This window comes from Neorhizobium sp. NPDC001467, from assembly GCF_050275975.1.
In the GTDB taxonomy this organism is placed as follows: domain Bacteria; phylum Pseudomonadota; class Alphaproteobacteria; order Rhizobiales; family Rhizobiaceae; genus Neorhizobium.
The window spans coordinates 105,299-130,171 of sequence record NZ_JBNNPS010000007.1 but is presented as its reverse complement, the minus strand read 5'-3'; the positions used below and the strand labels follow the sequence as shown (position 1 = coordinate 130,171).

The window sequence follows — 24,873 nt, the reverse complement described above, 5'->3', positions numbered from 1 at the left end:
ACGCTAACAATGATTTCGGTGGTTTGAGTTTCTGCAGTGACTGAGAATTGACAGGGCCGTTGGTTCGAATCCTTTCAAGAGCGAGACGAGGACGCCCGGCTCAGTTGCACCCAGCCGGAGCTGCATTTCCAGTTCTGCCGTCAACCCAGCTTCGATGCCGCAGGCCTGCGCCTAAGGTCATCCAGTCGACATGCCATTCCGGAGTGGGGCAATCTCCGAGAGATAGTCAAGCTGACCAGGAAGGGCCGGATGTTCTGCAGCACCCGCTTGGATGTAGTGGGCGCCATACGCGGTCCTCAGCTCGCCTACCTAAGTCTGGTGCTTATTAAGGACGGTGCTTCGCCAGATCATGACCCGTCGCATCAAGCTGCTGCGAGGCGCAACGTTCAATCGAATTAGATGGCTCTCAGCCCTGGCATGTCGCGGCCGGAATAGGGCGCGCTATCGTGACTCCCATCCAGACCAAGAATCATCGCGAAGTCATGCGCGGGCATTGGCTTCGAAAGAAGAAAGCCCTGCAGCTCCGTACAGCCCGCGGCCACAAGGAAATCTTTCTGCGCTTCGGTTTCAACGCCTTCGGCTGTCGTCGCCTTGCCGAGCGTCCTGCTGAGCCCGAGAACAGCAGATACGATCGCGGCCCCTTCGGCCTGGCTCCCCAGCAGCCGGACAAAGGCGCGGTCGATCTTGATGCGATCGATGTTGAACTGGATCAGATGGCTGAGCGACGAATAGCCGGTGCCGAAGTCGTCGAGCGCGATGCGCACCCCTTGCGCCCGCAGGCGCCCGAGGCTTGCGAGAACCTTTTCGTCGATGTCGAAGAGTGCTGCCTCGGTCAGCTCGAGCTCAAGCCGTGATGGCGGCAGGCCTTCCTCTGCCAGTATGGTCATGACATGGGTATCGAAATCGGTCCGACGGATCTGTGACGGAGAGACGTTGACCGCCAGCGTAAGCGCGTCGGGCCATCCGGACGCTTCCCGAGCGGCGATGCGCAGCACCCAGTCTCCCAGTCGATCGATCAGTCCGGCTTCCTGGGCAACGGGAATGAATAGATCGGGTGACAAAAGGCCTCGAGCCGGATGGCGCCATCGCACCAGCGCTTCCGCACCGGAGAGGCTGGCTTGTCCATTGGCATGGTGCACGCCCTGGAAGAACACCTCCAGATGCCCAACTTGGTGATCCGCCTCGACCAGGTTCCCGCCCGCGTTTTCCTGCAACAGCAGCCGGAGCTCCTTCTTGAGGTTCTCACGCGTTTCAACCCAATGATCGAGTGAAGGATCGTAGGCGACAACGCGTCCTCGTCCGGTGGCCTTCGCTTCATAAAGGGCGACGTCCGCCCGGCGCAGGATCTCGCTACTGATCAGCATTCCCCTTTCCACGCTCGCCATACCGATCGAGCATCCCACGCGAACCACGATGTCCCCACCACGAAGGTGGAAGGTCTTGTCCAGCGCGCGGACGACCACGTGCAAAAGCGCAATGTGCCAATCATCGTCCTGCTCGATATGGGGGATCAGGAGGGCGAATTCGTCGCCGCCGATCCTCGCCAGAGTGCCTTGGCTCCCGACGAGCGCCTTCATCCGGGAAACGGCGAGCCGGAGAAGTTCATCTCCGGCAGCATGACCGTAGACGTCGTTGACGTCCTTGAACTTGTCCAGGTCGATGAGCGCGATAACGGCTTTGCGCTGGTCGATGCGGACCTCGGCGATCGCTTCTTCCAGCCGACCCGCGAAATACGCCCGGTTCGGGAGCCCCGTCAGCACGTCATGAACGGAAAGATGTCGGGCGTGATGTTCGCTTGCGCTCAAGTCGGTCAGGCTTTGGCGAAGCCGCATCATTAGCGCGAAAAAGAGCGCTGCGATGATCAAGCCCGCAACGGATAAAACCGGGACCAGCCGCCCGAGCACGCGTGAACCTGGAAGGTCCGGCTCCCAGATGATGTAGCCGATCGGATCTCCGGTGGCCGTCGCCTGAACTTGATAAGCGACTTCGTTCTCCTCGGGATCCGCGGTGCGAGCATAGCGTGCACCCGCAAGACCCTGTTCCCGGCTCAGCGCATCCAACGTGGCGCCGTCAAGGAAGCGAAAAACGAGAAGATAAGGAAGTCGCTGACTCTGCTCTGCAGATGCCACTTCAATCTTTGCTTCGGGCAGGGCGATAACACCTGCAATGGATGGTCGGCCCTCCAGCCGCATGAGCTGAACAATAGTCGGATCGACGCTCTGTCCTGGTTGTGATGACATAACTTGCCGGTGTCGCAAGTCATCGATCAGTGGGCGTAGCAGGGGGCGGACCCACTTGAAGCGCCGCACACCATCGGCATCGGCGTCAAACGCAAGCTCACCCTCAGGCGTCACGAGGAAGGCCGCGTTGTAGCCAAACACGGAGCTAACGATCGTGTCGAATGCCTGAACCGAAAGAGAGCTTTCCGTTGGTTGTACGTCTGCTGAGGCGACTCTAACCTGGACTGAGGTCACCGGAAGAAGCGAAGCATAGCCTGCAGCGATCAACTGGATCTCCTGGGCCACCCGATGCACCTGATCTTGAAGTCGTGCATCCACCAGTTGCCGCTGGCGATCGAGCGCCGCTGCATCGCTTTCAGTGCCTGCCCAGATGGCAGCAAGAAAAACCAGACCAAGGATTGCGAGCCCACTGACCGCGAGCAGCATCAAGGTGAAGCTGGATGACGTCCAGATGCTGCGGGACTTAACGGCTATAGGATGTGGCTCAGCAGGCACGTCATCTTCTCCCAGACAACACGATACTGACCAACATTGTTTACGAAAGGCTTTTCAAGCAGCTTCCAAAGTAAGCGAATGCGAAGGATTCTTCTTAACCCGCGTATGCTTGGATAACGGCGGGGTTCCCATCACGCGAGGGTCAAGGATGTTCATGCGCAGCGCTGCTTTCCGGCTGGTCGTTCTAACCGCGGCCTTTATGTTGCCATTCTTCACGGTTGGGTCCGCGACAGGATCCGATACGGCGGCGGACACGATCCGCATTGCGGTGGAAGGGGGCTTTCCGCCGTTCAACTATATCGACTCTGACAACCAGCTTCAGGGTTTCGATGTGGATGTCGCCAAGGCTCTATGTGACGCCGCAAAGCTGAAATGCGAGTTCGTGATCCAGGAGTGGACGAGCATGATACCCGCTCTGCTCGAAAGCCGCTCCGATGCCATCGTCTCGTCGATGTCCATGAGTGCTGAACGTCGCGAGAAGGTTGCCTTCACTCAACCGTACTATGACAGTCCTTCCATCTTTATTGTCAGGAAAGGCACTGCCACCGCGGGGACCTCGCCCGCCGACCTTAAGGGCTTGACACTGGGTGTCACGGCCGCCACGTCGCAGGAAGCCTATGCCAAAGCCTTCTATGGCGACATGCCAGCCAAGGTGGTGCATGCCTCTCCCGATCTCTACAAGAGCCTTGCGGACGGAAGTGTTGACATCATTCTCGAAGACAAGCTTGCGGTTTATGACTGGCTCACCAACACCAAGGCTGGAAGTTGTTGCCAGTTCTACGGCCCGGACATCAAGAACGCCGACTTCTTCGGCGACGGAGCCGGTATCGCCGTCCGGCCCACCGACAAAGATCTCCTCGCTCGCTTGAACAAGGCGCTGGAAGCGATCCAGGCCAATGAAACCTACGACACCATCAACGCGAAGTACTTTCCCTTCAGCATAAGATAGCTGCAGCCGGCGTGGCGCATCATTCCTCACCGTCCGTGGGCGTTTTGGTTGGGTTCATGAGCCAGAGATGATGCGATACGTCCAGCTCACCGCTCAGAGGCTTCCTCTCGCTAGCGTCTCGGTTCGTCAACGCATTCGAAGAGAAAGCACCTCCTAATCAATCTTGAAGGTGTCGAGCCTTCTGGAAAAGCTAACGGGCCTGGGTGTTTGAAGCATCCCCTAATAGCTTTGAGCATAAGGGAGATGCATCGCCTGCGAATGATGTGGCCGGTGCCATAGCTTCTGTCTCGGTCTTTGACGGCAAGATACGTGTCGTCAGCGTGCCGGAGTAGTGTTGCTCATGACGTCGGGGATCGTTCCTAGAACCTCTGATCTGGTTAAGTGGCTGGGAGGACAGTCCTACCGCCAAGTAAGTGGCAGGACGTAGATGATCTGCGCGGCATCGAATGCCACTCCTCATCAAGTACAGTCGCCAAACCCCAGAATTGTAGGGGCAAACAAGGGTCATTCAGTAAAAATTGATCTTTGTTCTACATGTTCGCAGACGCGAGCGCGTTGCTTATGGGGGAGTTCAAGCAGTGTCTGAGAATAAAGTTAGGAAGCCGCTTTGGGTCAAGATCACGGCATGTGGTTTTGCCGCCGTGCTGTTCTCGAGCGCGGTCATTGGTGGAACGGCATGGTACGGTCAGGAAGCTGCCAAGGAAGACACTCTGACGCGCGAAGCGCTGGGCGACAAGGCTCTCCTCGACACCGACATGATTGCGCAGAAGAAGGCCACTTCAGCGCTTGCCCTTGCGATTGCAGGCGAGCCGGAGATTGCCAGTCTCATCGAGAGCAACGCCCGCGCAGAGATTATCGCGCGCTACGCCAACAGCATGGGAAACATCGTCAGCGAAGGTAACGTTCAGCTCATCACCTTCGTGAACGCTGCCGGCGAAGCAGTCGCGCGGATCCACACGCCCGATAAGTTCGGCGACGATATGAAGGGCAGCCGCAAGACAATCGTCGCCGCACTAGCCAGCGGGAAGCTGGTTGCCGGCACCGAGCCAGGCCGCACCGCGGTCAGCATGTTTGCATCGGCGCCAGTCGTCCGTGATGGCAAGGTCATCGGTATCGTGGACGCGGGCACCAGCCTGACCAACGATTACTTCAAACCACTGGCCGACCGCATGGGCGGACAGATCAATGTGCATGTCCTGGTTGATGGGAAGTTCCAGAAGCAAGCCTCGACTGCAGACACGGTGCTCCTCACCGAGGATCAGCTGAAGTCTGCCTATGATGGCGACGCTGTTCGGCAGCAAATGACGCTCGGCGAGAGCATCTACCGGGTAGAAGCGACGCCATTCACGAACTTCTCCGGCGAGAAGATCGGCGTGATCGAGATTGCTTCCGATGTGACGTCTGCCGTCAAGGACGCTGAAGCTGCCACCTGGATGACGATAGCCGGCACTGTTGTTGTATCGCTGCTCTCGTCGCTCGGCTTCCTTCTGTTCGCCAAGTCGCTCGGCAATGCGATCGGTCGCTTGACCGGCACGATGGGCCGGCTGGCCTCGGGGGATCTTCATGCGGAGATCACCGGCGACGGTCGCCCTGATGAAATCGGCAAAATGGCCAAGGCCGTACAGGTGTTCAAGGACAATGCCTTGAAGACGCAAGCGCTGGAGCGGGAAGCGGAAGAACAGCGCAACCTTTCCGAAGACCAGCGCCGACGCAATGCCGAGCAGGAGCGCCTTCGCGCCGAAGCCATGGCGGAAGCCACCAATGGCTTGGCAACCGGCTTGAAGCACCTGTCCGCCGGTGACCTGACCTTCACCTTGGAACGCCCCTTCGCGTCCGACTTCGAGAGCTTGCGCGCCGACTTCAACGCGGCGGTGGAGCAGCTGCGCGGCACGCTGGGCTCGGTGGCCAAGGCGACCAGCGCGATCGATAGCGGCTCGCGTGAAATCAGCCAGAGTGCAGACGATCTGTCCAAGCGCACCGAACAGCAGGCGGCTTCGCTGGAAGAAACCGCAGCCGCGCTCGACCAGATCACCACCAATGTCGCCAACTCCACCAAGCGGGCGGAAGAAGCGCGCGCGGTCGCCATCCAGGCCAACGACAGTGCCCGCCACTCGGGTGCCGTGGTCGCCAATGCCGTGGATGCGATGGGCCGCATCGAGCAGTCGTCGGGCCAGATCTCCAACATCATCGGCGTGATCGACGACATCGCCTTCCAAACCAACCTGCTCGCCTTGAACGCTGGCGTGGAAGCGGCGCGTGCCGGGGAAGCCGGCAAGGGCTTTGCGGTTGTCGCCCAGGAAGTGCGCGAGCTTGCCCAGCGGTCGGCCAGTGCCGCCAAGGAGATCAAGGACCTGATCGGCAAGTCGACGATCGAGGTGGAAACCGGCGTCAAGCTGGTGAACGCCACGGGCGACGCCTTGAAGACGATCGAGCGCTATGTGGTCACCATCAACGAGCACATGGATGCGATCGCCACTTCGGCGCGCGAACAGTCGCTCGGCCTGCAGGAGGTCAATACTGCGGTCAACCAGATGGACCAGGTGACCCAGCAGAATGCCGCCATGGTGGAGGAAGCCAACGCCGCCGGCGCCACGCTTGCCACCGAAGCCGGACGCCTGCGCGAGATCGTCGGGCAATTCCAGCTGGGAGGCGCCACCGCGATGCAGTCGTCCTACCAGACCGCGGCACTGCACCAGACCGCTTCGGTCATGGCTGCTCCGGTGCGGTCAGCTTCCAGCCAATCCGTCGCCCGCCCGTCGCCGGCGCGTGGTATGGTCAGCAAGATCGCCCAAGCCTTCGGCGGCGGCCGCAGTGCTGCGGCAGTGGCCGTGCCAGCTATGGCCAAAGATGACTGGGAGGATTTTTGAGCAGAAGGAAACCACCTAGGTAGAAGCGATCGAGGGGGTGCTGACGGCGCCCCTTCTATCGCTGAAAGGAGATGTCTCGCGCGGTTTCGGTTCAACCTGAAGCCGTGAGTTGCTTCTTGGACGATGTGCAGCTTGGCCCAGCAGCCTGTAGCAGGGTTCAGACATTTGGATCTTGATGGATCACACATCGTCACACTGCTCCTCTCAGTGAAGCTGCCCGTCCTGTTGATGATAATGATTGGAAATTGAAATTTAGACGTCGTTGTCGCCACCGTAGCTTACTACGGGGTCGATCGTCCGGATCTCATCAAGACCTTCAATTGTGGTTGCCACGAATCAACGGAAATTGGTCGCTCGGCGCGATCAGCTGATACTGAACTCAAGCATTGTCCCTCCAGAGACGGGCATACTTCATCTCCGGAGGATCTGGTCTGCAGTGTGACCGATGGTGTAGCTTAGATGCTCTTGACGCCGGAAGGCTGGCGTCAGACCTGTGCCATGCCTCCGTCGACAACGAGCTCTGCACCCGTCGTGAAACTGCTCTCGTCGCCTGCCAGGAAGAGCGCGGCCGCGGCCACCTCTTCGGGCCTCCCCATGCGTCCAAGAGGGATCATGTTGGACAGTGCATCTCGCACCTCCTGCGAGGCGCTTGCCATCATCGCGGTGTCAGTCGGTCCAGGGCTGACGACGTTGACGCGAACGCCTCTGGGAGCAAGTTCGTTGGCCCAGGTACGCGTAAACGAACGGACTGCTGCTTTCGTCGCTCCATACACGCCATAGCCCTTCGTGCCGATGTCGCCCGCAATAGAGCCGATGAGGACGATGGTTCCGCCGGATTGCATGAGGTCGACCGCACCCTGCACTGCCAATACGAGGGATCGGACGTTCAGCCCAAATGCCCGATCGAAATGGTCGTCCGAAATCTCTTCGAGCGGTGCGTATTCGGACAAGCCCGCGTTCACGACAAGTATGTCAATGCGGCCTTCTTTCGACCGGATATGCTCGATGACGCCCTTCAGATCGGACTTTTCGTTGGCGTCCGCTTGAATGACCCGGATTCCGCCAGTGGCCTCTGCTTCTGAAATGTTCTTCTCTCCGCCCTTGCGGCTGGTCGCGTAGACCACCGCGCCCTCGCTGGCAAATCTCTGCGAAATGGCTCCGCCTATGCCACCGACGCCCCCAACAACGAGTGCAATCTTGTTTGCTAAACTGTTCATGCTAACTCCATCACTGATAATGGAATCAGATATATTTTCGATACCTACGGTCAATTACGCACTATGTGTAAAGCAGATATCGCGGAGTATACCTATGTCATTGAATGACGGAGGCGTGTCCACCAAAGCCAGCATGCCTAGCCGGCCCAAGCCTGTCTCGGTTGAAGCTTTGTTGGACGTCGAGAAGGCCCGGCCGGTGCTGGAGCAGATCGCTAACAAGTGGTCTGTGCTGATCCTGACTGTATTATGCACCAGACCGTCACGGTTCAACGAGATCATGCGGCGCCTCGATGGGATCACGCATAAAGCGCTTTCCGAAGCTTTGAAAAGACTGGAGCGCAACGGGCTCATCCGCCGTGAAGTTCTAACGACCACGACGCCGGTCGGCGTCGAATATACCATCACCGCGCTCGGCCGCTCGCTTCAGCAGCCCTTCGAGGCGCTATACGCCTGGTCCATGACCTACGGCCCGGAGCTCGAGCGAGCGCAAATAGAATACGATCGCCAGCGAGGCTAGCTCCCTGACGATCGCGCCGTCGTCTACTAGCGGTCCTACACCCTAACGACCAGCTTGCCGAAATTGCGCCCTTCAAGAAGACCTATGAATGCTGTGGGAGCGTTGTCGAGACCGTCCACAATGTCCTCTCGATACTTCAACCTGCGTCAGCGACCCAACCAGCGGCTTCCTCAAGAAGGTGGGTTGCTGCTCAATGAACTCCACGTTCATGAAACCTCGAACCGTGATGCTTTTCTGCTGAATGACCTTCATGGAAGAAGGAAGCCGGTCAACGGATGGCGGTCCCAGGGCCTCGTCATTGTAGTGGGAGATCATTCCGCAGAGTGGCACACGCGCGCAATTGTTGAGGAGTGGGATGACCGCATTCCAGACGGCGCCGCCGACGTTTGCGAAATAGACATCGATCCCATACGGGAAGGCCTCGGCGGGCTGTTGCGCGGAGTCTGAATCACGGTGATTGATCGCGGCGTTAAAGCCCAGTTCGTTTTTGACGAACGCACACTTCTGAGCACCCCGGCTATTCCAATGGCGCGCGCGCCGTCGATCCTGGCCAGCTAACCAACGACTGAGCCACCCCCTCCGCTGGCTGCGGCGACGATAACACTCTCCGGGCTTCGGGCGCCCGATGTTGCGCAGGCCCGCATAGGCTGAGAAGCGGGTCATGCCCAGGACACGCAGTCCGGTCGAGATCGGAGCGGCATGCGGATCGATGTCTCGCAAATCGCTTCCGTCGGAGATGGCATGGGTATGCCAACCCGAGTAAGGCAACAACAATGTCGCCTTCCTTCCAATTCAAATTGCGGGACTGTTTGATCCTGGAGACCGTGGCGCCAACCATCAAGTTCATCTGTGAGGCTGGCTGCGCACAGCTTATTGCCAGGTGTCGTCGTCCCATGTGCCCAGGCAATCGCTGGCCATCCACCGTGTGGCGCCGGTCCGTCTGGCACAAAAAGAAGGCTCGATGCCGTTATAAGGTCTCCGGACATTGATTGAATGGTGTGGACGATGAGCTCTGCGCGTCCCTGATCTGCGGTGAAATGTTGTGCGGCCTGTGAGAAATCACCGTACCGGACGTTGCCGCTTCTTCCACAGCCAGGGCGGCCGAGGTGGAACTCGCGGTCATCACGCTGAAGCTAAGGATCGTCATGACGAGCGCGGGCATGACCGCCCGTCTCTATATCGAGCATTCATAAGACACTCCACACTCCAGTTTGTTCGATTCAGAATACGCCTCGCGCAGGGGTGCTATGCGCAGCCGATGCTTGCGAGGGCGATTAAGAGACCCGATCGGCCGTGTCGCAGAAACGGGTGCAGTCACCCGCTGAAAATATACGCAGATATCGACGGTCAACTACGCACTTAGGGTAAACAAGGTTTCGGAAAGTATATCGGCTCCATCGCATCGATGACGCGAGTGCCGCCTCACCACTTGTTAAGCTTTTCGCACAGTTGCGAGTTCATGACGCGCGGCGGTCGGCTGCTGAAGCTTCGCTAGCCAGCCTTTCAAAAGGTCATACATGCTTACGCGGCAGCGATTGCGCGAGAATAAGCCCCAGGCGGCATCCCCACATGCCGGCTAAAGGCGACATTGAAAGCGCTCGTCGAGCCATAGCCGACGCGTTCAGCGATTTCCGCCATCGCGACCTCGTTGCGAAGAAGCTCCTTCGCCAAGGCCATCCGCCACCCTGTTGCGTATTCCATCGGCGCGACGCCTACCTCCTTGCGGAAACGATCGAAGAAGGTCGAACGAGACATGGCAGCCTCTTGGGCAAGCGTCTCCACCGTGATGCTGCGACCTGGATCTGCGTGAATACGGCGTAATGTCGGCGCCAGCAATGGATCGGCCATGCCACGCAGGAGACCCGGCGGTGCCTTGGCGCTTGCGGCCGACCGTATTGCATCGATGAACAACACTTCGAGCAAGCGATGGAGCACCATCTCACGCGCGGCACGGTCGGCCCTCGTCTCCTCGTTAATCATCCGGACGAGAGCCGTCAGTCGCTCTTCACCATGAACATGGATGACCTCCGGCAGCAGTGATACGAGAAGGGCCTTGTCATCCGAGCCGAACTGACAATGACCAACCAGTGCCTTGATCTCCGCCGGCCCTTCCGGATCGCCCAGACGAAAGACACCGGGGCTGGTCTCCAGGCGCTGGGCAAGTGCGCCCCGTGGCGGCGGCTCCATGCTGCTCATCATGAACGAGAAGATCTTCGGAACCAGGACAAAGTCGCCCGCAGCCAGCACCATGGCCTCACGACCGGCTATCGTCATCAGGCAACGGCCCTCGACCACGGCGCAGTAAAAGGGGCTTTCGAGCTCCGTGCGCTCAACCATCCACCGACCGCCGCCCGTCACCAGCTTTGAGATCGACGGGCTCGGCTTCAACAATGAAACCACCTCAGCAACCGGATCGGCCATAAATTCGGACTTTCGCTAAACGCTTTCGGACGTACGCCTATAGCAGGTCCGGGTTATTAGGTCCATCTTCAGCCTAGTCAAATGTCAGGAGACGGAACATGCCAAAGATCCTCGTCACCGGTTGCTCGTCCGGTTTTGGCCTCGCCATCGCACAGAAATTCTTGAACGTCGGATGGCACGTCGTCGCAACCATGCGCACGCCGCAAAAGGACCTTCTGCCTTCGAACGACGGGCTCGAAATCCTGCCGCTGGATGTCACCAGCACGGACAGCATTGCTGAGGCGGTCAAAGCCGCCGGCACGATCGATGCTCTGGTCAACAACGCCGGCGTCGGCATGCTGAATGTGCTCGAAGGCACCGATCTTTCGAAGGTGCGCGAACTGTTCGAGACGAATGTCTTCGGCGCAATGGCGATGACAAAGGCTTTCCTCCCGCAGATGCGAGTCCGTCGTTCCGGCGTCATCGTTAATGTCAGCTCCGCCGTCACGATAAGGCCGTTGCCCGCTCTCTCGGTCTACAGCGCCAGCAAGGCAGCGCTCAACGCGTTTACGGAGAGCCTTGCGCTCGAAGCGGCTCTGTTCGGCATCCGCGCAAAACTTGTTTTGCCTGGCTCGGCGCCGACGACCGGCTTCGGCAAGAATGCTGTCTCGCGCATGGGCATGGAAATTCCCGAGCCCTACACCGCCTTCGTCGACGACTACATGACGAAGCTGCGTTCGGACAAAGAGGTTACGACAGCGGATGCGGTTGCAGAGGCCGTCTGGCGGTCTGTGACTGAGAGTGACGCGCCGATGAAGATCCCCGCCGGCACTGATGCGGAAACCTCGTACCGCGAAGCGGCTCATTTGCTCGCTTGAACGTCACCATCCGAAACCCTCCTTTGAAGGTCCAGAGCCATGAACAATCTGATCAATCTCGCCAAGCGTATTCCGACGCCTGAAGCCGCTCTCACTGTCGCCTACACGCCGATCCGACTTCTGATGCCGGGCCGCCAGCCCCTGGAACTGCGGCTGACCGCGCCCGCGAGCGGCCACAAGCTGCCGATCGTGCTGCTGTCGCATGGCTACGGCCCTTCAAACTATATCCCCTCTAAGGATGGCTACGCTCCCCTCGTCCAGTTTTGGGCGGAAAGAGGCTTCGTCGTGATCCAGCCGACCCATGCGAGTTCGCGGGTCGGCGGCCTACCGAAGGATTCCCCGGGCGCACCATTTTTCTGGCGCCAGCGTGTTGAGGAGATAAAGGCAATCCTCGACCATTTGGGCGAGGTCGAGCGGCAGGCTACCGCTGTCGCGGGCCGGATGGATCATTCACGCATCGGTGTAGTCGGTCATTCCCTTGGCGGCCATACCGTTGGACTTCTGCTGGGAGCGCAGCTGAATGGTGAGGATTTTTCTGATCCTCGCATCTCGACGGGCATTCTCCTGACAACGCCGGGCCGCGGCGGCAAGGATATCACCGAAGAGAACGCTGCTCGGTTTCCATTCTTTGATGTCGACTTCTCGACCTTGAAGACAAACAGCCTCGTTGTCTGTAGTGATATGGACAATCCACATTTCACCACCCGCGGCCCTGAGTGGCATGCAGATGCGTTTCACGATGCGCCGGGCGCTAAAGCAATGCTGACCATGCATGGCGTCGGTCACGGCTTGGGCGGAATCGCCTCACTTGACGCAAAGGAAACGGAAACAGAATCCCCAGACGTACTGGAAGCGACGCGGCGCCTGACACTTGCCTGGCTTCAGACGGCTCTCAACGCGGACGATGGGGCGTGGGAACGAGCAACTTCTGCGCTTGTGCAGGATGCGGCATCGCTCGCCACTGTGTCTACGAAGCACCTTTGATGGGCGCTGGGCTTTTAGAGCAGTCTACCGCGAGATGCTTGGTTAGCTTGAGTGCACCGCACACTAGATGTGCTTTGTCGCAACCCCACTACCGTCGAGCTACTGCGGTGCAGGTCTTGCTGCGGCAACGATCTGGAGGAAGCGCCGTCCAGGGCAGCCAGCTAGCTAAGCAGTCTCACCGTCCTGATGTTGAGTGATCAGATGCATGACATAAAACTAGCGTTTGGGCAGTGATCCGTGTCCCCTGTGGCCCATGCACCGAAAACCGACGATCATCCTCCATCAGCGGCAGGCCGGAGGCCAGGAACGCGAGGATTTAGCCTTCTAGGTCCTGACCTCTCTAGAATATCGCGCCAGACCTACTAGAAGAGCGGCGTCGTTAATTCGGCTCCGCTCAAGAGCTCTACTGCTCGGTCCTTTGCTTGAAGCCAGCGTCGGCGATGAAACTCGTGAAACCGATAACATGACTCTACCGATCTCAGCAGTTCACGCTAAGACTTAACGAGCGACTGGCGCGCTGAACCATCCACCTAGATATATTGGCTTCTTGATCCAATCCCGCAAGCGAGCCGTTCAGCCTAAAGTCCGGCAAACACCTTTTGGAGTTGCTCAAGGGGAACGGGTTTTGTCAGATGAAAATCAAACCCAGCCTCCGTTGCCAGCTCCTTGTCGCGATCCTGACCCCAGCCGGTCTGTGCGATGATTGGTATATGTACGAAGTCGGGCTCGCCCCGAAAGGCTTTGCAGACCTCGTAACCGTTCATCCCCGGCAGACCGATATCGAGTAGAATGACATCCGGACGGTAGTGCCGTGCGGCATCTAGGGCCTCGCGGCCATCGTGGACTGCTTCGAACTCGTGGCCAATGTCTTCCAGCATCATGCCCAGCGTGTCGGCGATAATCGGATTGTCATCGACCACGAGCACTCTAAGGGAACGGAAGGATGCCGTTTCCTGGTTCTGCGGTAGCGCGACCTCCGGCTGCTCTGGCGCAGCCGCCATGGGAAGCCTGATCGTAAACCGGCTCCCCTTGCCGGGGCCGGAACTGTAGGCGTCAACCGAACCGCCGTGCATTTCGACAAGTTGCCTGACCAGCGCAAGGCCGATACCCAACCCCCCCTGCGATCGCTGCAAGTGATCGTCGATCTGCGTGAACAGATGAAAGACCTTCGATTGCATGTCTGGCGGAATGCCGACGCCGTTGTCAGTGACCCGAATAGCCACCTGCTGCCCGTCATGGCTCACATGGAGATCGATCAGTCCAACTTCGGGTGTGTATTTGGCTGCATTGTTCAAAAGGTTCGAGATCGCTTGCGACAATCGCACCTTATCGCCATCTACCCACAGGACATCGCTCGGCATCTCGATCGTCAGCTTGTGACCGGCGCCGTCGATCAGCGGTCGGCTGGATTCCATGGCCGCCCTTATAATTTCATCGATGCGCACCGTGTTTTTCCGAAGTTCGATTTTACCTTGGCTGACACGCGATACATCGAGAAGATCGTCAATAAGTCTGACCAGATGGACAAGCTGTCGATCCATCATGTCGCGGATCTCTGCTGCATTCCCTCCATTGGGATTGCGTTGTAAAATGTCGAGGCCATTCCGCAGTGGCGCAAGCGGGTTTCGCAACTCATGCGCCAGCGTGGCCAGAAACTCGTCTTTGCGACGATCAGCATCCTTCAGCGCCTCGGCTTGTTGTTGCAACTCGTCACGCTGTGCTGCGATCTGCTGGCGCTGGCCATAAAGCTCGAAGAAAACCTCTGCTTTGCTCCGCAGGACATCCGGCTCGATCGGCTTCTGAATGAAATCGACGGCGCCCGCCTCGTAGCCCTGAAACCGCCACCGGCTATCAGTTGTATTCCCAGCCGTGACGAAAATGATCGGCACCCGACGCGTGCGTTCGTTTCCACGCATCAGTTCGGCCAGTTCGAAGCCGTTGAGCCCGGGCATCTGAACGTCGATCAGGGCGAGCGCCACGTCGTGTTCTAGGAGAAGCTCCAGTGCTTGATCGCCCGAGCGGGCCTTAAGCAGGTTGAGACCGTCACGACGAAGCAGGGCTTCGAGAGAGATCAGGTTCTCCTCGAGATCGTCCACCAAAAGAAACGAAACCTGGCCCATATCAGCCGATCCTCCTCAAATATTCAGATATGCCATCGAGCGACAGGACTGTCGCGTCGGGGCACAACGCCAGGCCCGCTTCGGGCATTGCGGCGGCAAATGCAGTCTGCGGATCCTGAATGATGACATGGCCGCCAGCCCTCGCGATTGCAGAAATGCCTTTGGCACCATCGTGATTTGCGCCCGTTAGAAGTACGGCCACGACCGCACTTCCGTAGACATCTGCGGCGCTTTCAAACAGCACATCGATGGAAGGTCTGGAGAACAGGACCGGCTCTTCATTGGTCAGGCCCAAGGTCTCTTGGTCCTCGACAAGGAGATGGTAATCCGGTGGCGCGAAATACGCCGTTGCCGGCCGGATCGGCTCCTTGTCTTCAACCTCTATGACCTCGATGCTGGATTTGGCGCGAAAAAGCTCTGCCAGCACACTGCGCTTGTCGGGCGGAATATGCACGACGATCATGATGGGGAGGCGAAACTCCCCTAACAGCGTTGGCAGGATGCTCGTCAGAGCTTCCAGCGCGCCGGCAGACGCCCCAATTACCACCGCTTTTGGATCGGCTGGTATCATTTGCCGATCCTCTGATAAATTTTTTCTTGGCGGACAAATTCGTTGAAGTCGTCTGCATGTGCCGAAAAACGAAGACTTTCCTTAGCGCCGATGCCCAGAAAGCCCTTGCGGGCAAGTGAATCACGAAACAGACCGACTGCGCGATCCTGCAACACTTTGTCGAAGTATATCATGACGTTGCGGCATGAAATCAGGTTCATTTCACCAAAGACCGCGTCGGTCACAAGACTATGATCGGAAAACACCACGCGGTCGCGCAATGTCCGGTCAAACGACACCCGCCCGTAACCGGCGCTGTAATAGTCCGACAGGGATGACCTGCCACCGGATTTGCGGTGGTTTTCGGTAAACAGCTGGATGCGATCGACATCGTAAACGCCGGCTTCGGCGATTTGCAATGCATCCTGATTGATATCGGTGGCATAAAAGATCGTCCGATCTTCCAGCCCTTCCTCCCGAAACAGGATGACCATTGAGTAGAGTTCCTCGCCGCCGCTGCAGCCGGCAATCCAGATCTTGAGGGAGGGATAGGTCCTCAGATGCGGCACGACGACCTCGCGGATAGCCCGGAAATAGCCCGGATCCCGGAACATCTCGCTAACCTGGACGGTCAGATAGCCGAGAAGCTTCGGTAACATGTTTTCGTCATGCAGGGCGCGTTCCTGCATTGCCGAGATCGTTGCAAAGCCTAATTGTTCCCGCGCCTGGCGCAAACGGCGTTTGATCGATCCCGTGGCATAATTCCGGAAGTCGTAATGATAGCGCAGGTAAAGCGCTTCAAGCAGTAGCCGGATTTCGATGTCCTCGACCTTTTCGAATGTCTCGATCACCGGGGCATCCACACGCGTACGAGGGAGAGCAGCTTTTCCACGTCGAGCGGCTTTGCCATGTAATCGTTGGCGCCGGCCTCGATGCAGCGCTGCTGATCATCCGGCATGGCCTTGGCGGTCAGGGTGATGATCGGAAGTTTTCTCCATTCTGGATTCCTGCGGATGGCGCGTGTCGCCGTCAGACCATCCATGACAGGCATCATCACATCCATCAGCACAAGGTCGACAGCCTTTTCCGGATCACCTTTGGCCTGCTCAAGCTTGTCGAGGGCCTCCTGACCGTTACGGGCGATTTCGATGATAGCGCCACGCGGTTCCAAGATGTTGGTCAGTGCATAGACATTTCGGACGTCATCCTCGACGATGAGGATTCGTCTACCTTCCATGAGCGCATCGCGGTTGCGCGCCTTGCGGATCATCTTCTGCTGTTCGTCGGGCAATTCGGAGACGACCTGATGCAGGAACAGGGACACTTCGTCGAGGAGACGTTCCGGCGACTTGGCGCCCTTGATGATGATGGACTTGGAATAACGGCGCAGCCGCTGCTCCTCGTCAGCGGACAGAACGCGCCCCGTATAGACGATGACCGGCGGGAAGGAATGGCTGCTGTCACGGCTGATCGTTTCCAGAAGGGAATAGCCGGATGCGTCGGGCAGGGACAGGTCGAGCACCATGCAGTCGAATGTCTGCTCCTTGAGAAGAGTCAAGCATTCGGCCGCGGTTCCTGCACTTACGGTCTCTACGTCATGCGAGGTTAGGAGCTTTGCCACCGCCTCACGCTGAACTTCATTGTCTTCGACGATCAGGACGCGATGAACGCCCTGCGACAGTTTTGCGTCGAGCTTTTGCAACACATCGACCAGTTGCTCGCGCTGGACCGGCTTCATGATGTAGCCGACGGCGCCGAGCGAAAGCGCGGTCTCCGTATAGTCGTCTGCCGAAACGATGTGGATGGGAATATGCCGCGTGCGGACATCGCGCTTCAGGCGATCAAGGACCGACAGGCCGGATTGGTCCGGCAACCCGACATCTAGCACGATCGCGTGCGGCATATGCTGTTTGGCAAGCTCCAGCGCCTCATGCGCCGTTCCCGCCACAAGCGCGCGGAACCCCATTTCGCGGGCGAGATCACGCAGGATCGATGAAAAGGTGTCGTCGTCTTCGATGACAAGCAAAGTGCGCCGACCGTCGCCCGCGACCGCCCTGTCGTCTTCGACAATCTGATGACTGTGTGCGTATGGAGCGGGCTTTTCTTCGGTGACTTCCGGCTGATGCTTGGCGACGGGATCCGCGGTGCGGATATCGCGCGACACGACATGCGACGGGTCATAAGAGGTCGGAATGACCACCGTGAAGGTGCTGCCATGATTGTGCCGACTTGTCAGATGGATGGCGCCGCCCAGCAACCGGACCAATTCCCTTGAAATCGACAGACCGAGCCCGGTCCCACCGAACCTGCGACTGATTGTGCCATCGGCCTGGTGGAAGGCCTCGAAAATGTTGCGTTGCTGATCCTCGGCGATGCCGATGCCGGTATCCGTGACCGCCAGTGCCAGCTGATCGTTGGCGGCACTTCGGAGCGACAGGAAGACCTTACCCTTTTCGGTGAATTTGAATGCGTTCGACAACAGGTTTTTGATGACCTGCTCGAGACGTTGCGGATCGGTCTCGATCACCGCCGGTGCCTCGGGAGCGATCCCGATTTCGAAGCCAAGCCCCTTTGATTTAGCAACTGGATCGAACAGCTGTCTCAAACTGCCGACCAGCCTTTCGAGCGACACCGGTTCCGGTCTGATATCGACATGGCCTGCCTCGATCTTGGAGAGATCAAGAATGTCGTTGATCAAGTTGAGGAGATCATTGCCCGACGACTGGATGGTCTGGGCGTATTTGACTTGCTCGGCTGTTAGATTTTCGTCCGGGTTGTCGGCGAGAAGTTTCGCCAGAATGAGTGACGAGTTGAGCGGTGTTCGCAGCTCATGCGACATGTTGGCGAGAAAGTCGGATTTGTATCGGCTTGCCTGTTCAAGCTCGCGCGCCTTGAGCTGGACGGAGGCGTTGACCCGCTCGAGGTCATCGCGCTGACCTTCGAGCTGCTGGGCCTGTTCTTCGAGCTGCGAGTTCGTCTGCTCGAGTTCGACCTGCTGCTGCTCCAGTCGCGCCTGTGATTCCTTCAGTGCCCGGCCTTGTTCCTCAAGCTCCTCGTTGGAGACCCGCAACTCTTCGCCCTGCACCTGCAACTGCTCGGCCTGCCGTTGTGTCTCGCGCAGGAGGTTCTGAAGATCGCTGCGGTATTTCGCCGATCGTACGGCCGTGGCAATCGAGGCGGATGCCTGGTCAAGCAGGGTAAGGATGGTGTCGTCGACCGGACGAAGGAAGCCAAGCTCGATGACCGAGTTCACCGCGCCGTCAATGCTGCCCGGTATTATCATCAGATGACGTGGCTTGTCGGCACCGAGCGCTGATCCGAACGCAAGATATCCATCCGGCAGGTGTTCGATGATGATCGGCTTGCCTGCTGCGACCGCTTCGCCGAGCAAGCCTTCTTTCGCCTTGAAATGCTCCGGTATGCTTGCACTATTGGGAACGCCCCAGGTCGAGACGCGCTGGAATTGATCATCGTCCTTCACAAAGATAGCGCCGGCAACAGCGCCGGTATAGCGGGTGAGGAAATCGAGAATGCTGTCGCCAAGGTCTTCGGTTCGCCGATCGCCCGTCACGGCAGTGTTCAATGCGACTTCACCGGACTGCAGCCAGTTCTGCCGTCGCCTCGATAGTGTCGCCTGACGCACCAGGACTGCGATTGCGATCGTCAGAAGGACGCCGAGCAGACCAGCGAGAATGCTGCTGGCGAAAGCTGTCGTGTATGCGCTCTCCATCTCGCTGAGCCGCAATCCTCGCAGGCGAGCCTCTTCCTGCCGCATCGCGGTCAGTTGCGTGCGCACGGCATCCATCTCCACCTTGCCGCGGTCTGAATTGACGACCGCAAGCGCAGCCTCGGCGCCTTGTGTGCGCCGAAGCTCAATGGTCTCACGTAACTCGGACAGTTTGCCATCAACATGCGATTTCAGCGTCACGAGCCTCTGCTGTTGCGAAGCGTTGTCGCTGATCAAGCCGGCGAGCGCCTCCAGGCGCCTTGGAATGGCATTGATCGCCGTGTTGTAAGGCTCAAGATATCGGTCGCTGTTTGTCAGCAGGAAGCCGCGTTGGCCCGTTTCGGCGTCCTGGATGTAAGACAGAAGGTCCGACAGCCCGACGATGACCTCATGCGAATGAACGACACGCTGATTGTTCGAGCGCAGGGTTTGCACATTATACCAGGAAACCCCGGCGCTGATGACGAAAAACGCCAGCGCGGTCAGTAGACTGAAGGAGACCGACGGGTCGAGGCCGAGGGTCCGCCGAGAAGGCGCCGCAGCATTGGACGTTTTCATGAAAATCTCGAAAGTGGAGGAGCGTAGAAGAGGGCGATATCGTTAGCCGGAATATGCCGTCGGTGCAACGTAAGGCATCATAAGCAAAGGTTGGCAGGTTTCTGGACACCGAACGCACGCGTGTCATGGGCCACCTGCCGTTGATCGTTGACGCAGCAGCGCCTACGGGTGCTACGAATTACTATGGGGGAAAATGTTGGATAGACCGAGCCGATCGAAAGAAGTCCGAATTCATTCATTTTTGATACTGCCTCACATCAAGCCCCGGAACGCATTTCGGCGTAGAACGTTCCGTGGGGTGACGCAATTTTTTGGTCGTCCTTGTGCTCCATGGTTCCGGCTGTTTTGGAAAGCACTTCTTTTTCCCCCGCAGTTTCCTCTGGTGAAATCGGTCCATCGTCTTACGATATGATGCAATCAAAACGTCGGTATATTATCCAAAATGACGTTCTGCCTACGCTCCACCCGTGTCCGGAAGCGCGTTTGAGAACGCAGAACTGGAGAACGCCCCACCATGCCTTACCAAGCGCTCCCCCCGGAATAAAAACTGGTGAACCGCATTGGAATGACGCGGACCGTTGGCCGCGATTGAACGGTACGATCCTAGACATGGGCGGGGAAGATGCCTTCGACGACGTAGCCGAATTGGCTGCGGACATCCTCGACGTACCCATTGCCGTGGTCAACTTTATCGCCTCGCATCGACAGTAGTTCAAGGCGGAGGTTGGTATAGGCACGAACACCCTCCCGCTCGATGAATCCATCTCTACGGCGGCACATTGCTATGGACCGCGGCATTGGCTCTGGACGGTTTCCTGTTGGGGCAGGACTACGACGTTATTGAAAAATACGTTGATCCTGTCTAGACGGCGGTTCTTTTCATTCCGCTTGCGCTCTACATTTATCGTGTTGCAACCTACAAGGAGGACCGCGATTGAATGAGTGGCTTGCTTCGCTGGGCGTGGAACTGGATATCGTCCCGCACCTCGTTGCTTTGCTCGTTGCGTATGTTTTGGCGCTGCCGATTGCATGGGACCGCGAGCGTAACGAAAGAAGTGCAGGGCTGCGCACCTTTCCGTTGGTCGCAATTGCGGCTTGCGGCTTCGTTCAGGCCACCGAGTCAGTGACCGTCGGCAGCGCCGAGGCTACCGCCCGGATCGTGGAGGGCATTATCAACGGTGTTGGATTTATTGGTGGCGGAGCCATCCTCGTTGGCAAGCTCGGAACCCGCGGAACTGCAACAGCCGCGAGCATTTGGGCAACGGGTGCAATTGGAACTGCGGTCGGCTTGGGCGCTTACGATACAGCTATCGTGCTCACCATCGTGACCTTTGCAACGTTGAGAGTTATGGCGAACTTCAAGTCGGCGCGAAATCTCCCGGATAATGGTGAAAAGTAACAAACTCTTTCAATCTCAGAGGTTGCCCGCGCGCTTAACACCCGCTCTGCGATGCCTCCTAGGTTGGTAATACACCTTTGCCAAGATACTTTTGCTGGAAGCTGTGAGGCTTGGCCCAAAGAAGCGTCTTGATAGTTTGTTGAATGAAATTAGTGACGACTAAGCGACAATGATGGGTCAATGGTTTGGATCATTTCAAGAGCTGGATTATCGCGATGGCCTTACCGCTGCGAGCGCGATTAGAGAAACTGAGGGCTTGACCAGAACGAGCAACTGCGCTTGTGTCGGGGCTCTTGCCGTCAATGCGTTCGTCCATGTTACCCCTGTCAAGACAGGAAATTGATTCAGCCAAGTGAAATACACAACGGCACTACCGACAGGACATCTGCGGAAGCGGAACCCATACGTTCTTAGCGTAAACTTTGTTTGGCCCATTTATCGAGCACATTCGGTTTCCCCTCAGACCACCATCCTCGAAAACGCGGGCCTCTTGGCGAGCAGGTCCGACATTCCCCGCAGGGCACGAGTAAGGTCCTCCAAGTTTACGGGAGCACCGAGTGCCAGCCTCACGGCTTCAGGAGCGGACTCGATTGCAAATGCTTCGCTTGTAACGACGCCGGTCCCAATCAAACGAAGTTTGGTAGCCAACTCATTCCGCGTCCACGGTTCGGGGACGTTTAGCCAGACATGGAAACCGCCTGGAGAAGATTCGAAGTCGTACGGGAGGCACGTCTTGACGATATCGAGGCGCTTCATCGTCTCCTTGACGATTGCCCCTCTGACGGCATCAGCCACCCCAGTCTCTATCCACTGACAGGCCAGCGCACTCGTGAGCGGAGAAACGATAGATGCTGACGCCCGGATCGCGTTAGCGACCACGTGTGTATAGACTTCGGGGACGGCAACAAAAGCGACCCGGAGGGCAGGCGATAAGCATTTGGACAAGCTGGCTACATGGTAGACGATCTCGGGCTGCATTGAAGCCAGAGATGGCAGCGGTTCCGCGATGAGGCTACTATACGCGTCGTCCTCGATGATTGGCACGCGGTATCTCTCAGCGATATCGACGACGCTCCGCCGCCGGTCGATGGGCATCGTCCGCGTTGTGGGATTATGAAGCGTTGGCATGCAATATAAAGCCTTGGGCTTCTTGTCCTTGCATGCCTGCTCAAAGGCTTCCGTAACTAGCCCTTCACCGTCCATTTCTAGTGAGACCATCTCGACTCTAAGGTGGGAGGCGATCGACCGTAACCCGGGATATGTGAGCTCTTCCACGCATATGACGTCGCCTGGTTCCGTTAACACGCTGAGAACAGCGTGGAGGGCTCCCTGTGCGCCGGACGCGATCAAGACGCGATGCGGCGATACTCCCGGCATACGCCTCGATAGCCAGGACGCAGCAACAGTGCGGTCATCCATGATGCCTCCCGGTTCTTGGTACCGAACCATGAGATCCATACCGTGCTGCTGAAGCTCATTCATGCCCTCCCACATCCTGCGTTCAATTACGGGATCGGAAAAGCGCGGCGGTAGGTTCATGCTCATGTCGACAACGCCGGAGGGCTGCTGCGCTGCTCGAACGCCGCGCCTTGAGCGCACAAATGTGCCTTGACCCACTTTACCTTCAATGAGTCCGCGGTCGCGGGCTTCAGCGTAAGCTCGGCTGACGGTGGTGAAGTCGATACCAAGGCTGTCGGCAAGTTTGCGCTGCGTTGGGAGCCGGGCACCTTCTGCCAATCGCCCGTTCGCGATGTCACGGCCCAAAGCATCTGCAATGGACAGATATATGGGCCCCTCCCGAGTGCTGAGCTGAGGTGTCCAGATAGTTTCCGTCATTGCCAAACCGATAAATGCATTCAACTGCGCGCCATTATATGGGCTATGTATGTGGTGTCAATTTTTAGCGGACACTGTGCGACCATCGAACCAGCGCGTGAAAATCATTGTATGCGGTCTGTTTCAGAGATCTCGAGACGTCCCGGGCGGCCTGCGCCAATTTGTAATATGCGTATTTTGATCGGATTATTGTATGTACGCAACCATGCAATCAATTGTTGGAGATAAGACGATGACCAGCGGTAATCCGGTTGTCATGCCGACACAGACGGGGTTGGGCGGCTTTGAATGCGGCGAAGGGCTTGAACAATCCTCCGTCAAAACCTGGGATCGTGCAGCGATGCTCGTGATTGGCGTCATATGCGCTGTAGGGTTGGCGCTGGTGTGCATGATCCAGATCGTCTACTCGGCTTCAGTTGCAGCGCAACTATTTGTCGCTCTACCTGCAGTCCTGGTTTGTCTGTTGCCCCTTTTGCTGCTGAAAAAGTGCGCAACGCATCCAGTCCGAACCCATGCGGCGCGTGACTGATGGGAAAGGAGACAGTTCAATTATGAATTGGGTACCTATAGTCTTCCTGATTTTTAAGGTGATGGCTCTCGCCATCGCCATGTTTTACGCTATCAAATGGCACTACGATCAGGGTGAGAAAGGAGCAACGCTCGCGATGTTGCGAACGGGCATCAAGATGACCGCAGCCTTCTTGCTGGCGCTTCTTATGGTAGGACTAATGGCTTTTGTTGTGAGCCGAACGTTAGGTCTGGACCTGACTTTCCCCTAATTGTGACCTTTCAGTATTCGCCGTTAGGCGAGCCGCACACCTGACGCACATCGGTATTCATTTGGCGTTTCCCGGTGGAGGGCCCCGTTAAATTTCGACCGGACTTCGAGCAACGATCTCTCCGCCATCGCAGACCTAAACTGCAACGCCCCGAGCTAACAGCCCTAGGGCGGCAGAGTGCTTGGGCGAGTTATTTCAGACGGGAAGAGACTTTTTCGATCGCCTTATTGGCACAGGCTTCGTCCAGATGGCCGCCGGGTGCGCCTGCGACGCCGATTGCACCGACTGTTGCGCTACCAGCCTTGACGGGAACGCCGCCTGCAAGAACAAGGAAGCCCGGAATGTCAACGAGGCCGGCCGCACCGGCATTCTTGGCGACGTTTTCGGCCATCGTGCTCGTTGGCGTGCGTGAAGATGCTGACGTGAAGGCTTTTGCGGTGGAAGCATTTGCCGTATGCGCACCGGCACTTTCTGCGCGAACGAGCGCGAGCAGCACGCCGGAGCGATCGGTCACGGCCGCGGCAACATTGTACCCGTCTGCGGAGCACGCAGCCACGGCAGCCTGGGCAAGTTCGACAGCCAACGGTGTTCCGAGGCTGGCTTGCTGGACGACATCCTGCGCTAGAGCAGACGTGGTGAAAGACGTTGCAAGTGCAAGCGAAAGCAGGGCGGTTTTCATGGTGTCAGCCTTTCGGTTGGTGAGTGGACTGCAGCCAACCTAGACGGACAAAGGACACCACGAAATTCGCATCGCCACTGAAAAGTCTCGGTAAGATTACCGATGCGCGGCAAGCCAGATGCGCGTCTGTTCGGCGACAGCGGAGGTCCCGAATTTCGTGGCAATGTTGGCGCGGTGGCTGTCGACCGTCCGCACGGAAACTTCGAGCGCGGCTGCGATGTCCTTGCTTGCAAACCCCTTTGATACCAGCTCGATCACCTCCCGTTCGCGTGCCGTCAGAAGCATGATCAAATGGTTGTTTTCTCGAAACGCCAGGAATTCGCCGAGCATTGCCTCGCAGGCGGTGATCGCTTCCATCAGGACATGCTCATCGACAGGTTTTGTCAGGAAATCCGAAACGCCTGCTTTGAACGCACGACGGCACGCTTCGATGTCGCCATGCCCTGTAATCATGATCTTGGGCCATCCGATGCGCAGATCCGCCAGCTTGTTCATCAGCTGAAGACCGCTCGTCGTCGGCATCCTCAAATCCAGGATGAGAATACCGGGTTGTGCCTTTTCGATATTCGCCAGCAGGTGGGCCGCATCCGGATATGACGTGACTTCCCTGCCATAGGTCGCAAGCAGAAGCGTCAGAGCCTCACGCACGGAAGGATCGTCGTCTACCAGATGGATCAT

At 57.9% G+C, this 24,873-nt stretch carries 19 protein-coding genes; 8 read left to right on the top strand and 11 right to left on the bottom strand.

Translation table 11 applies throughout. The features are described from left to right. Positions 1 to 395 precede the first annotated feature (395 nt). Positions 396 to 2,666 (bottom strand): putative bifunctional diguanylate cyclase/phosphodiesterase, encoded by a 2,271-nt coding sequence (locus ACQKKX_RS15345; RefSeq protein ID WP_427571771.1) that lies wholly within the window; start codon positions 2,664 to 2,666, stop codon positions 396 to 398. A gap of 268 nt (positions 2,667 to 2,934) precedes the next feature. Between ACQKKX_RS15345 and ACQKKX_RS15340 the strand changes: the two genes are divergently transcribed. Together ACQKKX_RS15340 and ACQKKX_RS15335 are read left to right on the top strand one after the other, a co-directional pair. Beyond that, a complete protein-coding gene (locus tag ACQKKX_RS15340) occupies positions 2,935 to 3,684 on the top strand; it encodes a transporter substrate-binding domain-containing protein (RefSeq protein WP_427571850.1) in 750 nt (249 codons plus the stop codon). 578 nt (positions 3,685 to 4,262) lie between these two features. After that, positions 4,263 to 6,551 carry a methyl-accepting chemotaxis protein gene (locus tag ACQKKX_RS15335; protein WP_427571770.1) on the top strand — a complete coding sequence of 763 codons (2,289 nt, stop codon included), beginning with the start codon at positions 4,263 to 4,265 and terminating at the stop codon, positions 6,549 to 6,551. A 485-nt stretch (positions 6,552 to 7,036) separates the two neighbouring features. Here the strand turns inward: ACQKKX_RS15335 and ACQKKX_RS15330 are convergent, their stop codons facing one another. Further along, on the bottom strand, positions 7,037 to 7,768 hold the full coding sequence (locus ACQKKX_RS15330) for an SDR family NAD(P)-dependent oxidoreductase (protein ID WP_427571768.1): 732 nt from the start codon (positions 7,766 to 7,768) through the stop codon (positions 7,037 to 7,039). Positions 7,769 to 7,862: 94 nt separating this feature from the next. On the opposite strand from ACQKKX_RS15330, the gene ACQKKX_RS15325 reads away from it, so the two are divergent. Continuing rightward, on the top strand, positions 7,863 to 8,285 hold the full coding sequence (locus ACQKKX_RS15325) for a winged helix-turn-helix transcriptional regulator (protein ID WP_427571767.1): 423 nt from the start codon (positions 7,863 to 7,865) through the stop codon (positions 8,283 to 8,285). Positions 8,286 to 8,357: 72 nt separating this feature from the next. On the opposite strand, the gene ACQKKX_RS15320 is transcribed toward ACQKKX_RS15325, so the two are convergent. Together ACQKKX_RS15320 and ACQKKX_RS15315 are read right to left on the bottom strand one after the other, a co-directional pair. Continuing rightward, positions 8,358 to 9,059, bottom strand: coding sequence for a zinc-binding dehydrogenase (locus tag ACQKKX_RS15320; RefSeq protein ID WP_427571765.1), 702 nt, complete (start codon positions 9,057 to 9,059; stop codon positions 8,358 to 8,360). A 747-nt stretch (positions 9,060 to 9,806) separates the two neighbouring features. Next, entirely contained in the window at positions 9,807 to 10,706 is a 900-nt protein-coding gene (locus tag ACQKKX_RS15315) for a cupin domain-containing protein (RefSeq protein ID WP_427571763.1), read from the bottom strand. A gap of 98 nt (positions 10,707 to 10,804) precedes the next feature. Between ACQKKX_RS15315 and ACQKKX_RS15310 the strand changes: the two genes are divergently transcribed. Further along, positions 10,805 to 11,563, top strand: coding sequence for an SDR family oxidoreductase (locus tag ACQKKX_RS15310; RefSeq protein ID WP_427571761.1), 759 nt, complete (start codon positions 10,805 to 10,807; stop codon positions 11,561 to 11,563). A 39-nt stretch (positions 11,564 to 11,602) separates the two neighbouring features. Then, the gene (locus tag ACQKKX_RS15305; RefSeq protein WP_427571759.1) at positions 11,603 to 12,547 is read left to right on the top strand and encodes an alpha/beta hydrolase family protein; all 945 of its coding nucleotides are present in this window, start codon (positions 11,603 to 11,605) and stop codon (positions 12,545 to 12,547) included. A gap of 578 nt (positions 12,548 to 13,125) precedes the next feature. Here ACQKKX_RS15305 and ACQKKX_RS15300 read toward each other — a convergent pair. The 4 genes from ACQKKX_RS15300 to ACQKKX_RS15285 are packed head-to-tail and all read right to left on the bottom strand — an operon-like array spanning position 13,126 to position 19,502. Next, positions 13,126 to 14,667, bottom strand: coding sequence for a response regulator (locus tag ACQKKX_RS15300; RefSeq protein WP_427571758.1), 1,542 nt, complete (start codon positions 14,665 to 14,667; stop codon positions 13,126 to 13,128). A gap of 1 nt (position 14,668) precedes the next feature. Then, positions 14,669 to 15,238, bottom strand: coding sequence for a chemotaxis protein CheB (locus tag ACQKKX_RS15295; protein ID WP_427571756.1), 570 nt, complete (start codon positions 15,236 to 15,238; stop codon positions 14,669 to 14,671). After that, positions 15,235 to 16,068: a CheR family methyltransferase gene (locus ACQKKX_RS15290; RefSeq protein ID WP_427571755.1), complete on the bottom strand. Its 834-nt coding sequence runs from the start codon at positions 16,066 to 16,068 to the stop codon at positions 15,235 to 15,237. Before ACQKKX_RS15290 ends, ACQKKX_RS15295 begins: the two co-directional genes overlap by 4 nt. Then, positions 16,065 to 19,502 carry a response regulator gene (locus ACQKKX_RS15285; protein ID WP_427571754.1) on the bottom strand — a complete coding sequence of 1,146 codons (3,438 nt, stop codon included), beginning with the start codon at positions 19,500 to 19,502 and terminating at the stop codon, positions 16,065 to 16,067. The genes ACQKKX_RS15290 and ACQKKX_RS15285 overlap by 4 nt, the downstream gene beginning before the upstream one ends. A gap of 934 nt (positions 19,503 to 20,436) precedes the next feature. Here ACQKKX_RS15285 and ACQKKX_RS15280 point away from each other — a divergent pair. After that, on the top strand, positions 20,437 to 20,901 hold the full coding sequence (locus ACQKKX_RS15280) for an MgtC/SapB family protein (protein WP_427571752.1): 465 nt from the start codon (positions 20,437 to 20,439) through the stop codon (positions 20,899 to 20,901). 459 nt (positions 20,902 to 21,360) lie between these two features. Here ACQKKX_RS15280 and ACQKKX_RS15275 read toward each other — a convergent pair whose 3' ends face one another. Then, on the bottom strand, positions 21,361 to 22,737 hold the full coding sequence (locus ACQKKX_RS15275) for a PLP-dependent aminotransferase family protein (RefSeq protein WP_427571751.1): 1,377 nt from the start codon (positions 22,735 to 22,737) through the stop codon (positions 21,361 to 21,363). A 193-nt stretch (positions 22,738 to 22,930) separates the two neighbouring features. On the opposite strand from ACQKKX_RS15275, the gene ACQKKX_RS15270 reads away from it, so the two are divergent. Together ACQKKX_RS15270 and ACQKKX_RS15265 are read left to right on the top strand one after the other, a co-directional pair. Next, positions 22,931 to 23,266 carry a DUF983 domain-containing protein gene (locus ACQKKX_RS15270; RefSeq protein ID WP_427571750.1) on the top strand — a complete coding sequence of 112 codons (336 nt, stop codon included), beginning with the start codon at positions 22,931 to 22,933 and terminating at the stop codon, positions 23,264 to 23,266. A gap of 22 nt (positions 23,267 to 23,288) precedes the next feature. Then, positions 23,289 to 23,516 carry a hypothetical protein gene (locus ACQKKX_RS15265; protein ID WP_427571748.1) on the top strand — a complete coding sequence of 76 codons (228 nt, stop codon included), beginning with the start codon at positions 23,289 to 23,291 and terminating at the stop codon, positions 23,514 to 23,516. Positions 23,517 to 23,706: 190 nt separating this feature from the next. On the opposite strand, the gene ACQKKX_RS15260 is transcribed toward ACQKKX_RS15265, so the two are convergent. Both ACQKKX_RS15260 and ACQKKX_RS15255 read right to left on the bottom strand, forming a co-directional pair. Then, entirely contained in the window at positions 23,707 to 24,195 is a 489-nt protein-coding gene (locus tag ACQKKX_RS15260) for a GlcG/HbpS family heme-binding protein (RefSeq protein WP_427571747.1), read from the bottom strand. A 96-nt stretch (positions 24,196 to 24,291) separates the two neighbouring features. Further along, positions 24,292 to 24,873, bottom strand: coding sequence for a response regulator transcription factor (locus ACQKKX_RS15255; RefSeq protein WP_427571745.1), 582 nt, complete (start codon positions 24,871 to 24,873; stop codon positions 24,292 to 24,294).

Bases quoted from the DNA above. Each gene is read 5' to 3' on its own strand.
- ACQKKX_RS15345 (WP_427571771.1), bottom strand. From the start codon at position 2,666: ATGCTGCTCGCGGTCAGTGGGCTCGCAATCCTTGGTCTGGTTTTTCTT.
- ACQKKX_RS15340 (WP_427571850.1), top strand. From the start codon at position 2,935: ATGTTGCCATTCTTCACGGTTGGGTCCGCGACAGGATCCGATACGGCG.
- ACQKKX_RS15330 (WP_427571768.1), bottom strand. From the start codon at position 7,768: ATGAACAGTTTAGCAAACAAGATTGCACTCGTTGTTGGGGGCGTCGGT.
- ACQKKX_RS15325 (WP_427571767.1), top strand. From the start codon at position 7,863: ATGTCATTGAATGACGGAGGCGTGTCCACCAAAGCCAGCATGCCTAGC.
- ACQKKX_RS15315 (WP_427571763.1), bottom strand. From the start codon at position 10,706: ATGGCCGATCCGGTTGCTGAGGTGGTTTCATTGTTGAAGCCGAGCCCG.
- ACQKKX_RS15310 (WP_427571761.1), top strand. From the start codon at position 10,805: ATGCCAAAGATCCTCGTCACCGGTTGCTCGTCCGGTTTTGGCCTCGCC.
- ACQKKX_RS15305 (WP_427571759.1), top strand. From the start codon at position 11,603: ATGAACAATCTGATCAATCTCGCCAAGCGTATTCCGACGCCTGAAGCC.
- ACQKKX_RS15300 (WP_427571758.1), bottom strand. From the start codon at position 14,667: ATGGGCCAGGTTTCGTTTCTTTTGGTGGACGATCTCGAGGAGAACCTG.
- ACQKKX_RS15295 (WP_427571756.1), bottom strand. From the start codon at position 15,238: ATGATACCAGCCGATCCAAAAGCGGTGGTAATTGGGGCGTCTGCCGGC.
- ACQKKX_RS15285 (WP_427571754.1), bottom strand. From the start codon at position 19,502: ATGAAAACGTCCAATGCTGCGGCGCCTTCTCGGCGGACCCTCGGCCTC.
- ACQKKX_RS15275 (WP_427571751.1), bottom strand. From the start codon at position 22,737: ATGACGGAAACTATCTGGACACCTCAGCTCAGCACTCGGGAGGGGCCC.
- ACQKKX_RS15270 (WP_427571750.1), top strand. From the start codon at position 22,931: ATGTACGCAACCATGCAATCAATTGTTGGAGATAAGACGATGACCAGC.
- ACQKKX_RS15265 (WP_427571748.1), top strand. From the start codon at position 23,289: ATGAATTGGGTACCTATAGTCTTCCTGATTTTTAAGGTGATGGCTCTC.
- ACQKKX_RS15260 (WP_427571747.1), bottom strand. From the start codon at position 24,195: ATGAAAACCGCCCTGCTTTCGCTTGCACTTGCAACGTCTTTCACCACG.
- ACQKKX_RS15255 (WP_427571745.1), bottom strand. From the start codon at position 24,873: ATGATCCATCTGGTAGACGACGATCCTTCCGTGCGTGAGGCTCTGACG.